This window comes from Streptomyces otsuchiensis, assembly GCF_004305975.1.
GTDB lineage: Bacteria > Actinomycetota > Actinomycetes > Streptomycetales > Streptomycetaceae > Streptomyces > Streptomyces otsuchiensis.
In genome coordinates this window covers 1-11,440 of record NZ_BHZI01000194.1, presented here as the reverse complement: position 1 = coordinate 11,440, position 11,440 = coordinate 1, and the positions used below count along the sequence as shown (strand labels likewise).

Annotated in this window: 10 protein-coding genes and 1 other RNA gene; 8 read left to right on the top strand and 3 right to left on the bottom strand. The window is 71.7% G+C overall.

Annotated elements, in window-relative coordinates; genetic code table 11:
- The first annotated feature begins 194 nt into the window (after positions 1-194).
- Both prfB and E0D90_RS18080 read left to right on the top strand, forming a co-directional pair.
- The gene (gene prfB, locus E0D90_RS18085) at positions 195-1,313 is read left to right on the top strand and encodes a peptide chain release factor 2 (RefSeq protein ID WP_103502759.1); all 1,119 of its coding nucleotides are present in this window, start codon (positions 195-197) and stop codon (positions 1,311-1,313) included.
- 363 nt (positions 1,314-1,676) lie between these two features.
- Positions 1,677-2,336: a hypothetical protein gene (locus E0D90_RS18080; protein ID WP_130799257.1), complete on the top strand. Its 660-nt coding sequence runs from the start codon at positions 1,677-1,679 to the stop codon at positions 2,334-2,336.
- Between the two features lie 87 nt (positions 2,337-2,423).
- Here the strand turns inward: E0D90_RS18080 and E0D90_RS18075 are convergent, their stop codons facing one another.
- Complete coding sequence (locus E0D90_RS18075) at positions 2,424-2,621, bottom strand: hypothetical protein (RefSeq protein ID WP_103502757.1); 198 nt, start codon at positions 2,619-2,621, stop codon at positions 2,424-2,426.
- A gap of 246 nt (positions 2,622-2,867) precedes the next feature.
- Here E0D90_RS18075 and ftsE point away from each other — a divergent pair, with 246 nt between their 5' ends.
- From ftsE to ssrA, 5 genes are all read left to right on the top strand, one after another.
- Entirely contained in the window at positions 2,868-3,557 is a 690-nt protein-coding gene (gene ftsE, locus E0D90_RS18070; RefSeq protein ID WP_103502756.1) for a cell division ATP-binding protein FtsE, read from the top strand.
- Positions 3,558-3,586: 29 nt separating this feature from the next.
- Positions 3,587-4,501, top strand: coding sequence for a permease-like cell division protein FtsX (ftsX, locus tag E0D90_RS18065; RefSeq protein ID WP_103502755.1), 915 nt, complete (start codon positions 3,587-3,589; stop codon positions 4,499-4,501).
- A gap of 205 nt (positions 4,502-4,706) precedes the next feature.
- The gene (locus E0D90_RS18060; protein WP_130799256.1) at positions 4,707-5,807 is read left to right on the top strand and encodes a S41 family peptidase; all 1,101 of its coding nucleotides are present in this window, start codon (positions 4,707-4,709) and stop codon (positions 5,805-5,807) included.
- Positions 5,808-6,078: 271 nt separating this feature from the next.
- Positions 6,079-6,564 (top strand): SsrA-binding protein SmpB, encoded by a 486-nt coding sequence (gene smpB / locus E0D90_RS18055; protein ID WP_103502753.1) that lies wholly within the window; start codon positions 6,079-6,081, stop codon positions 6,562-6,564.
- 145 nt (positions 6,565-6,709) lie between these two features.
- Positions 6,710-7,080: a transfer-messenger RNA gene (gene ssrA / locus E0D90_RS18050) on the top strand.
- Positions 7,081-7,180: 100 nt separating this feature from the next.
- Here the strand turns inward: ssrA and E0D90_RS18045 are convergent.
- Positions 7,181-7,492, bottom strand: coding sequence for a 4a-hydroxytetrahydrobiopterin dehydratase (locus E0D90_RS18045; RefSeq protein ID WP_103502752.1), 312 nt, complete (start codon positions 7,490-7,492; stop codon positions 7,181-7,183).
- 333 nt (positions 7,493-7,825) lie between these two features.
- On the opposite strand from E0D90_RS18045, the gene E0D90_RS18040 reads away from it, so the two are divergent.
- Positions 7,826-9,694, top strand: coding sequence for a penicillin-binding transpeptidase domain-containing protein (locus tag E0D90_RS18040; protein ID WP_227870299.1), 1,869 nt, complete (start codon positions 7,826-7,828; stop codon positions 9,692-9,694).
- A 643-nt stretch (positions 9,695-10,337) separates the two neighbouring features.
- Here the strand turns inward: E0D90_RS18040 and E0D90_RS18035 are convergent.
- Positions 10,338-11,330: a helix-turn-helix transcriptional regulator gene (locus E0D90_RS18035; protein WP_103502751.1), complete on the bottom strand. Its 993-nt coding sequence runs from the start codon at positions 11,328-11,330 to the stop codon at positions 10,338-10,340.
- Between the last annotated feature and the right edge of the window lie 110 nt (positions 11,331-11,440).

Genomic DNA, 11,440 nt, shown 5'->3' with positions numbered 1-11,440 from the left:
CTCCACGCCGCCCGGACGCGACGGGGGCCTGAGAGGGCCACGCCCCCGTCGCGTCCGGGCGGCGTGGAGGGCGCGTCCGGGCCGCGTGTGACTCCCCTCCCGGTCCGGTCCCGGGGCCGGTCCACCGTGTGCCCGGCGGGGCCCGGCACCCCCGTGGGGGGCTGCCGGGCGCGTGCAACCGTTAGGCTGGAGCTGTGGCAGTCGTCGATGTTTCCGAAGAGCTGAAGTCCCTCTCCTCGACCCTGGAGTCGATCGAGGCCGTCCTCGACCTCGACAAGCTGAGGGCGGAGATCGCCGTGCTCGAGGAGCAGGCGGCCTCCCCGGCGCTCTGGAACGACCCGGAGAACGCCCAGCAGGTGACGAGCCGGCTGTCGGTGCTGCAGGGGCAGGTGCGCAAGACCGAGGAGCTGCGGAGCCGGATCGAGGACCTGGGCGTCCTCTTCGAGCTCGCCGAGAGCGAGAACGACGCCGACACCCTCGCCGAGGCCCGCAACGAGCTGGAGTCGGTCCGCAAGACCGTCGCCGAGCTGGAGGTCCGGACACTGCTCTCCGGTGAGTACGACTCCCGTGAGGCCATGGTCTCCATCCGCGCCGAGGCCGGCGGCGTGGACGCCGCCGACTTCGCCGAGCAGCTCCAGCGCATGTACCTGCGCTGGGCCGAACGCCGCGGCTACCCGACCGAGGTGCTCGACACCTCCTACGCGGAGGAGGCCGGCATCAAGTCCACCACCTTCTCCGTGCGCGCCCCCTACGCCTACGGCACCCTCTCCGTCGAGCAGGGCACGCACCGCATGGTGCGGATCTCGCCGTTCGACAACCAGGGCCGCCGTCAGACCTCCTTCGCGGGGGTGGAGGTGCTGCCGGTCGTCGAGCAGACCGACCACATCGACATCCCGGAGAACGAGATCCGGATCGACGTCTTCCGCTCCTCCGGTCCCGGCGGTCAGTCGGTCAACACCACCGACTCGGCGGTCCGGATGACGCACCTGCCCACCGGCATCGTCGTCTCCTGCCAGAACGAGAAGTCCCAGCTCCAGAACCGCGCCGCCGCCATGCGGGTGCTCCAGGCGCGCCTTCTCGCCCACCGGCGGGCCGAGGAGCAGGCGAAGATGGACGCGCTCAAGGTCGAGGGCGGCAAGTCCTGGGGCAGCCAGATGCGTTCGTATGTGCTGCAGCCGTACCAGATGGTCAAGGATCTCCGCACCGAATTCGAGGTGGGGACCCCGCAGGCCGTACTCGACGGCGACATCGACGACTTCCTGGAGGCGGGAATCCGCTGGCGCAAGCAGCAGGAACAGGAAGCGCAGAACTAAGCCCGGGGAACCGGCAGTTCGGAACCGGGATGTGAGGGGTGTTCTCCCTCACATCCCGTTGTCGTACCGCGTCCGCCGACCGGCTCGTTTGTGGCGGAACGGTGAGAGTGCCGTGCGTGGGTTTCCTGCTGCCTTCCTCCCACTGACAGTTGGTCTCTTTGTGACTTGACGGTGTGCTGCGGAAACGGGAGGCTGTCCGCTGGTGTACCTGTGCGCAGGCAGTGCGCGGTACCTGGGGGGAGTGAGCCGATCCGTAGCGGATCTCGGCGTTCCGGACCTCGGAATCCTGTTCCACCCGTGCGCGGGTCACCTCGTTGACCAGTCACGCATCACAACATCAGCTACTGGGGGTAGTGAACACTTATGGCGAGTTCCAAGGTGCGTACCAACGTGGCGCGTCTTGCCGCGGGTGCGATCTTCGCGGCCGGCGCATCGCTGGCCGTAGCCGGCGTCGCCCAGGCCGACGGCGGCGTTCCGTGCGAGCACGACCCGACGCAGACCTGCGAGGAGGAGCCCGACCCGACCGACCCCTCCGACCCCTCGGACCCGACCGAGCCGGACCCCTCGGACCCGGCCGACCCGTCGGACCCGAGCAACCCGGACCCGACCGAGCCCGACCCGACGGAGCCGGACCCGAGCAACCCGGACCCGACCGAGCCCGACCCGACGGAGCCGGACCCGAGCAACCCGGACCCGACGGAGCCGGACCCGAGCAACCCGGACCCGACCGACCCGGACCCGAGCAACCCGGACCCGACCGACCCGGACCCGAGCACGCCGCCCAGCAGCGCACCGCAGTCCGCGGGTGCGACCGAGGGCATCGAGGCGCCCGAGGCCGACGAGGACCTGACCGAAGAGGAGACCGTCGACCAGGTCGCCACCGGCAACGGCGGCGAGCTGGCCGAGACCGGTGCCGGCGGTGGCGAGATGATGCTGCTGATCGGCGCGGCCACCATGGTCGCCGGCGGTGTGGCGTTCCGCTACCTGCCGAAGGCTCTCAGCAAGGGTGGCGCCGCGGCCTGACGGCCGCAGCACAGGCACCACCAGCACACAGGACGGGCCCGGAGCGCGCTGCTCCGGGCCCGTCCCGTCGTTCGGCGTCCTGGCCGGTCAGGCGGGCCGGACCGTCATCAGGGTGAGGGCGACGAGGGCGAGCAGCAGGGCGAGCAGGCCGGCCGGGCCGGTCAGTGCCGCCCAGGGACCCCGCTCCCGGTCCCGCTGCCGGGCGAGCTGGGCGCGGCAGACCGCGCAGCGGCCCTCACTCACGCGGCCCGCGCAGTTCGCGCACACCAGCCATTCGGCAGTCATGCGGCGGCTCCTCTCGTGGCGTCCCTCCCCACTCTGCCACCCCACGGGGTAAAGCGCGGATACACGGTCGTGTGACGTCGGCGTCAAGGCCGGGAGCGCCGTCGCGCGGGGGCAAAGGGGACCTATGGGGACAGCTCCGGACGCTGCCTGCGGAGGGCATCCCGATTCGCGTATGGTCGGCCCTCGAAGGGGGCGTCACCGAACGGGGGCCCTCCCACATCTACCCAGTCTCAGCTTGGTGCAATCGTGATCCGATTCGACAGCGTCAGCAAGACCTACCCCCGGCAGAACGCTCCCGCGCTGCGTGACGTCTCGCTGGAGATCAACCGGGGCGAGTTCGTCTTCCTGGTGGGCTCCTCGGGGTCCGGCAAGTCCACCTTTCTGCGACTCATCCTCCGGGAGGAGCGGGCCAGCGAGGGCAGTGTCCACGTGCTGGGCAAGGACTTCGGCCGGCTCTCCAACTGGAAGGTCCCGCAGGTGCGCCGGCAACTGGGCACCGTCTTCCAGGACTTCCGCCTGCTCCCCAACAAGACCGTCGGCGAGAACGTGGCGTTCGCCCTGGAGGTCATCGGAAAGTCGCGCGGCCAGATCCGCAAGACCGTCCCCGAGGTGCTCGACCTGGTCGGCCTCGGCGGCAAGGAGGACCGTATGCCGGGCGAGTTGTCCGGTGGTGAACAGCAGCGGGTCGCCATCGCCCGCGCGTTCGTCAACCGGCCGATGCTGCTCATCGCCGACGAGCCGACCGGCAACCTGGACCCCCAGACCTCGGTCGGCATCATGCGGTTGCTGGACCGGATCAACCGCACCGGAACCACCGTGGTGATGGCGACTCACGACGCTCAGATCGTGGACCAGATGCGCAAGCGCGTCATCGAGCTGGAGAAGGGCCGCCTGGTGCGTGACCAGAGTCGCGGCGTCTACGGCTACCAGAACTGATCCACGGCAACGAGTAGGGAAAGGACGCCATGCGCGCCCACTTCGTCCTGTCGGAGATCGGTGTCGGTCTCCGTCGCAACGTCACGATGACCCTGGCGGTCATTGTCTCCGTCGCGCTGTCGCTGTCGCTGCTCGGCGGTTCACTGCTCGCCCGTGAGCAGGTCAGCTCGATGAAGGACTTCTGGTACGACAAGGTCCAGGTCTCGGTCTTCCTCTGCAACAAGGTGGACGCGGAGACCGATCCGGTGGCCTGCCCCAAGGGCGCGGTCACCGAGGAGCAGAAGACGGAGATCGAGGAGGAGCTCAACGCCTACGAGATCGTCGACGAGGTCTTCCACGAGTCGGCCGAAGAGGCCTACCAGCACTACCAGGAGCAGCAGAAGGACTCCCCGCTGGCCGCGGTCGTCACCCCGGACCAGATGCAGGAGTCGTTCCGCGTCAAGCTGCACGACCCGGAGAAGTACGAGGTCATCTCGACCGCCTACGCGGGCCGCGAGGGCGTGCACTCGGTGCAGGACCAACGCGCCCTGCTGGAGAACCTGTTCCAGCTGCTGAACGGCGTCAACATCGCGGCGCTCGGGCTGATGACCCTGATGCTGCTGGTGGCGCTGCTGCTGATCGTCAACACCGTCCGTGTCTCGGCGTTCAGCAGGAGGCGGGAGACCGGCATCATGCGGCTGGTCGGAGCCTCCAGCTTCTACATCCAGATGCCGTTCATCCTGGAGGCGGCCATCGCCGGCCTGATCGGCGCCCTGCTCGCCTGCGGGCTGCTGGTGGGCGGCAAGTTCTTCCTGATCGACGGGTTCCTGGAGGACCGCATCCAGGTGATCGACTTCGTCGGCTGGGACGCGGTGATCTCGGTGCTTCCGTTCATCCTGGTGGTGGGGGCGCTGATGCCCTCCGTGGCGGCGTTGTTCGCGCTGCGGAAGTACCTCAAGGTCTGACGCCCGCTCCCGCCGTCCGTCCGCCCGGCGCCGCGGGCGGCGGAGTCTGCGGACCGCACGCCCCCACGCACCTACCGCACGCCCCGTAGCGCTCAACTGCGCCGGGGCGTGCGGCGCGTGCGGGCCGGGCTCGCTGATGTGATTCCCCTAACTCCGGGGCTCCGTCACGGTTCCGCGCCCCATGCGCTGTCCTACACTCCGCAGCATGTCGCGGCCCGATCGCCTCCGTCCCCGCCCGGCCCTGCGCCGGGCCGCCCTGGCAGGTGCCTGCGTCGGCGTGCTGACCGCCGGCGCGGTCTCCGGTTCCTGGGAGGAGCCCCGCGACCCCGCGGGCCCCCGGGCGTCCCAGGACGCCGCGCAGCTGGTCAGCCGCAGCGGCGACCAGTGGTCCTCCGCGTACAGCGCCGAGGAGTACGAGGCCCTGCGTCTGTCGCTGGAGGGCGAGTACGTGGGAACGGGCATCGCGGTGCGCGGCACCGACGACGGCCGGATCGAGGTCAGCCGGGTGCACCGCGGCAGCCCGGCGGACGCCGCCGGGATCCGGGCCGGCGACCGGCTGCACAGCGTGGACGGCTCAGAAGCCGACGGCCGCCCGGTCACCGAGGTGGTCGGCGCGCTCCGGGGCAGCGACGGCTCGGCTCCCTCGGGCCCCGGCAGCACGGTGCGGGTCGCCGTGGAGCGCGGCGGTGAGCGCCTGGAGCAGGAGCTCACCCGCGAGCTGCTGACCGTGGACCCGGTCACCGCGCACCGCAGCGCCCCCGGCGTCACCGAGGTGCGGGTCGCCGCCTTCGTCCAGGGCTCCGCCGACCTGGTCCGGGCCGCGGTGGAGAACGCCCCGCCCGGCGACGGCGTCGTGCTCGACCTGCGCGGCAACGCCGGCGGGCTCATCGCGGAGGCCGCCGGCGTCGCCTCGGTCTTCCTCGACGGCGGCGTGGTCGCCACCTACGACGTGCACGGCAGCCAGCGGGTGCTGCACGCCCGGCCCGGCGGGGACACCGAACGCGGCCTGGTGGTGCTGGTCGACGGCGGCACCATGAGCTCGGCCGAGCTGCTGGCCGGCGCGCTCCGGGACCGGAACCGCGCGGTGGTCGTCGGGCGGCCGACCTTCGGCAAGGGGACGGTGCAGATGCCCAGCGAGCAGCCGGACGGCTCGGTCGCGGAGCTGACCGTCGGCACCTACGTCACGCCGTCCGGGACGACGATCGAGGACGGCCGGGGCATCGCGCCGGACCTGGTCCCGGCCCCGGGGGAGCAGGCCGAGGTCACGGCGCGCTCGGTGCTGCGGGGGCTGGCGGCCGGCGCCTAGGCCCTGTCTGGCAAATCCCGCCTGGCCCGGGGCGCCTGGCACGGCATCTCGCCACGTTGGAGCCTCGCGCGAGTACGACGGGTACGAGCTGCGACGCTCCGCCTTGCGATCCACCGCACCAGACACCGCGGGCCTTGCCGGCGCCATCTGCCAGACAGGACCCAGGCCCACCGCCCGGCACCACGCGCGGGTGGCGGCGCGCGACGGGGCGCGTGGCGGCCCGCGAAACCCGGTGCCCCTCCGGCCCGGTCCGCCGTAGGATGGCCGGGTCATGGCTAAAGCTAAAGAACCGGGTCGCAAACTGATCGCGCAGCACAAGAAGGCGCGGCACGACTACCTCATCCTGGACACCTACGAGTGCGGTCTCGTCCTGACCGGGACCGAGGTGAAGTCGCTGCGTCAGGGACGCGCCTCCCTCGTCGACGGCTTCGCGCAGATCGACGGCGGCGAGGCGTGGCTGCACCACGTCCACATCCCCGAATACGCCCAGGGGACGTGGACCAACCACAGCGCGCGCCGTAAACGCAAGCTGCTGATGCACCGGGCGGAGATCGACAAGCTGGTCGGCAAGATGCAGGAGAGCGGGCTCACGCTCGTACCGCTCTCGCTGTACTTCAAGGACGGCCGCGCCAAGGTGGAGATCGCCCTGGCGAAGGGCAAGAAGGAGTACGACAAGCGCCAGACCCTGCGCGAGCAGCAGGACCGGCGTGAGACGGACCGCGCGATCGCCTCCGCGAAGCGCCGCCAGCGGCGCTGACGGCGGTCCCGGGGGCGGTGCGCGGACTCGGGCGGTAAATGGGTTCGCCCGTGACGGCTCGGTCCCCTACTATGGGGAACAGCGCACAGCACGACGTGGACGGCCCGGCAGGGTCGGCCGCCCGAGCTGTTTGTCAACTCAACATGGGGATGATCGGTTTCGACATCGGCTGTCGATGCAGGGGAAGCGAGCCGAGGAAGCGGCAATGATCTCGTTAACCATATGTCGCAAAAAAATAATCGCCGATAACAAGCGCGATTCCTTCACCCTCGCTGCCTAAGTAGCGACCGGTAAGGTGTCAGTCCGGGGATGTTCCCGCCCCGGGTCCTGGCATCAGCTAGGGAACTCACCACCAGCTCCGGTCACGGGAGCTGCCTGGGACATCTCACAGTGACTGGGCCTGTCGGAGGCTTGTCCGCGTGACCTCCGGGGCCAAGAAAAGCGCAGCGGACTGCGCTCGGAGAAGCCCTGTCTCCGCACCGATGGACGCGGGTTCGATTCCCGCCATCTCCACTGAGTAACTGAGTAAAGCCCCCGGCCGGCGACGGAAGTCGCCGGCCGGGGGCTTTTCGCTGTCCAGGGCGGGCCGGCGCCGCAGGCGGTGCGGCCGGTGCGCTCAGCCGGCCGGGTCGGCGCCGTGGGCGGCGGCCAGCTGGGAGAGCCGGGCGGCCAGGGCGGTGTCCTTCGCGGTGATCGCGCCACCCGCGTCGTGGGTGTTCAGCGCGAAGCCGATGGTGTTGTAGAGGACGGTGACGGTCGCGTGGTGGCCGGCCTCGTCCTCGGCGGCGGCGACGGCGGCGTAGAGCGCGGGGACGGTCGGGCGGTCGGCCTTGAAGGAGGCGGTCAGGTCGCCGTCCCGCACGCTCCAGCCGGGCAGTGTCGTGAGGGCCTGGTCCAGCTCGTCGCCGGTCAGCGGGGTCGTGGGCACGCGGTTCTCCTCTTGTCGGTGCGTCGGTGCGTCGGTGCGTCGGTGCGTCGGTGCGTCGGTGCGCCGGTGTGTCCCGGCCGAGTGTGCCGGGAGGTGCCCGCTCGCCCAAGGCGGCGCACACGGCGCGTGGCGTGCTACGCCCGGCCGTGTCGGCGGGACGGGGCTGTTCCGTCGTGATTGTCCGAGTGGGTGTGTACGCTGCGTTGGTGGTGATCGGGGAGCCGGTCACCCGGAGTGCGCGGCAGCGGCACGGCCGAAGGGGCGGCCCGGGCGGAGCGCCGCGCGAGGGGTATCGACCACCGGCCCACCCGCCGGTGACCTGGGGAGGTACGGGTGCGGAGAAATCAGATCCTGCTGGTGGCCGGCGCCATGGCGGCGCTGGGCCTGATCGGCGGGCTGGTCTTCTGGCTCACGCGGGGCGGCTCCGGGGACGAGGCCCGGGAGCGGGCCGACGCGTTCCTGGCCTCCTGGCCCGTGGAGGCCGTCGAGGAGGGCGACGACAACCCGGCGGCGGCGATGACGGACGACCCGGAGGCGGCCGCCTCGCTGCTCGCCTCCGTCAACCGCAACCTCGCGCCGGAGGCGCGGGTGTTCGAGGTCGTGGGTGAGTCCCGCGCCACAGGCGACGGTGACGACCGCGAGGTGACCTACACCGCCACCTACGATCTCGGCGCAGGTCTCCCGGAGTGGAGCTACGAGGCCACCCTGCGCCTCACGCCCGGCGGCGACGACGGCTGGCAGGTCGTCTTCGAACCGTCCGCGATCCACCCGGAACTGGCGGAGGGACAGACCCTGGCGCGCAGCGAACGGCAGCCGGAGCGCGGCGCCATACTGGCCGCCGACGGCGACGAACTGGCAGCGGTCGGGCGCGTCTGGAACATCACCGTCTGGCCCGCGCAGCTGGAGGACGCCGACGCGGCGTACGAGGCGGTCGACGCGCTGGACGTCGGGATCGACATCGACGCCCTGGCCGAACGGGTCGACGAGGCCGAACCGGACCAGGCCGTCCCGGTGGTCACCCTGCGGGACTCCGACTACGAGGAGCACCGCGACGAGCTCAACGCCGTGCCCGGTCTGCAGTTCGAGGAGGACAGCAGGCCGCTGGCGCACTACGCCCGCTCCGTCGTCGGCGGGGTGGACGCCGACTCCGGCGAGGGCGGTTCGGGCCTGCAGGCCCGCTACCAGGAACAGCTCGCCGGCACCCCGCAGACCGCCGTCGTGATCGCGGACCGCGAGTCCGGGGCCGCGGTGGAGACCCTCGTCGAGGGGGAGGGCGGCGGCCCGGGAGAGGCCGTGCTCACCACGATCGACATCGATGTCCAGCGCGCCGCGGAGGAGGCGCTGAAGGGGCAGGACCAGGACGGCTCGATCGCCGTGGTGCGGCCCTCGACCGGCGAGATCCTGGCCCTGGCGGACCAGCCGGCCGGCTTCGCCCGCTCCGCCGAGGGCCAGTACGCCCCCGGGTCCGGCTTCAAGGTGGTCACCACCGCGGCGCTGCTGGAGAACGGCACCGCTTCCGGTGACGTCCTGGGCTGCCCCAAGTACGCCACCGTCGACGGCCGGCAGTTCCACAACCAGAACGAGTTCGAACTCGGCCCGTCGACCACGCTGCACGAGGCGTTCATCCGTTCCTGCAACACCACCTTCATCGAGAACCGGGACGCGCTCTCCGGTGGCCAGCTGACCGCCGCCGCGGAGGCGTTCGGCCTCGGCGGCGAGTGGGACACCGGCATCACCGCCTACTCCGGCAGTGTTCCCGACCCCTCCGGCGACACCGACATGGCCGCCTCCCTCATCGGGCAGGCGCGGGTGCAGGCCAGCCCGCTGGCGATGGCATCGGTCGCGGCGACGGTCGCCGCCGGGGAGTTCCGCCAGCCGGTGCTGGTGCCGGACGCCGTCGAAGAGCCCCACCGCCCCTCGGGTGCGCTCAGCGAGACCACCGTCGAGCAGCTGCGCACGATGATGCGGGACGCCGTCACCGAAGGAACGGCGAGCGCGCTGGCCAACGCTCCCGGCACGCCGCACGCCAAGACCGGCACCGCCGAGATCGCGGACGAGGACGGCGAACTCACCACCAACGCCTGGCTGATCGGCTACCAGGAGGAGAACGACCTCGCGTTCGCCGTGCTGCTGGAGGACGGCGGTTCCGGCGGCTCGCACGCGGGCCCGGTCGCCGCGGCACTGCTGGAGGCTCTCGGGTGACGGCCGCCGGCTGACCGCGCCGCCCGGCGCGGGCGGTGTCCGGCCCTCGGCGAGGGCGGGGCCCGCCGTGTGGCGGTTCGGCGGGCCGGCGCTGTGCGCACGCCGCACGGAGGTCTGTTGGCGCGCACGCGCCATGACTACAACCTGTCACCTCAATTCCGTTGTCCGTGCCCTGTGGGGCGCCTACAGTCGCTCTGTGTGCGGGTGACGCACTCGTGGCTCGAGGGGGGCTCGCGAGGCTCCGTCATCCGTTCACAGGCCCTCGGAGTGAGGGAAGGTCACGAGCACCCCGCCGGGAGGCGTGACCCGAGTAGTTCTTTCCCGGACCGGCGAGGCGGTTGTCCCCCATCCGCCTGGCCGATGTCGAGCCGCCCGGAGGCGTCGGGCGGCCCGGCCGAGGGGTGTGCCCCCGGCACTCGTGGGATCGGACCGCAGTCAGGCGCGGTCCCCGCGGGTGGGAACGTCGCCGCGTGTAGCCCAGCCGAACGGCGGCCGTTCCGGGGCGGGGGACGGTGAGTGGAGTCACCGTCCGCCGCCCGCGCCGGACGGCACACCCCGCCCCTTTCCCGTCCCCTTTCCCGCATCCCTTTCCCCGCGCGTTCCGCCGGTGGCCGCGCGCCGGAGCCAGGTGGTCAGGCCGGCGTCAGCTGAGCCACCCGAGCTGGACGGCGCGCACCCCTGCCCGGAACCTGCTGTCCGTGCCGAGGCGGTCCATCAGCCCGGCGACGATCCGGGTCACCGTCCGTGGGGAGACGCCCAGCTCACGCGAGAGCGCCTGGTTGGTCTTTCCCGCGGCGATGCCGCGCAGCACCCGGAGCTCGGTGGGGTCCGGCGGGCGGATGTGCGCCGACTCATTGGCCAGCAACGGCGTCGAGCGTTCCCACAGGTGGTCGAAGAGCCCCGTCAGGAACCGCAGGATCGCCGGTTCACGCACCAGGATCGCTCCGCGTGCCGACTCCTCCGGGTCGGCGGGCATCAGCGCGCTGGCGTCGTCGTAGATCAGCATCCGGGCCGGTACGTCGGCGACCGTGTTCACCTCACCGCCCAGCTCGGCGAGCGTCGTCACGTACTCCCGGAACTGCGGCAGCTCCCGGTGACGGTCGGTGCACAGGTACTGGACGGCGACACCGCGGTCCAGCAGCAGCCGGTCCAGGGGCAGCGCCGAGCGGGCCGCCTCCTCGGTGTGCGGCCCCTCGGTGACCAGGGCGCGCAGGGAACGGGTGGAGGTGCGGGCGAGTTCGTCGATGAGCGCGCGAATGGAGTCCAGGCCGGCGACGTGCTCCACCGCCCGTGTCTCTGACCGCATGCTGCGGGCTTCCAGGTAGCAGTCGGCGAGTGCGTAGAGCTGGGCGCGGGTCGCGGCCATCGACACGTTCTGCCGGGCGATGTCCAGCTCCGCGCGGGTGAGCAGCTGGTCGGCCGCGCTGTCGGGCGCGACCGCGACCCAGTTGCCGGTGCGGGAGCGTCTGAGCAGTCCGATCGCGGTGAGGTCGTCCTGTGCGGAGGTGATCTGTTCCGTCGACAGCCCCGAGAGCTCCGCCAGGTGTTCCGCCGGTTCGGCCGGATGGACTACGCGGAGCCGGTAGACCAGCACGCTCTCCGGGGCGATCGGCTCGCCCTGCGACATCTGGAACATGGGGGTGAGCGTAACCACCGCGTGGCACACCCACGCATACGGGACCGGCGGGAGCCCGCCATGGCGGCTGCCCGCCCCCTCCGTCCCGTCCGTCGGACGGGGCCCCACAC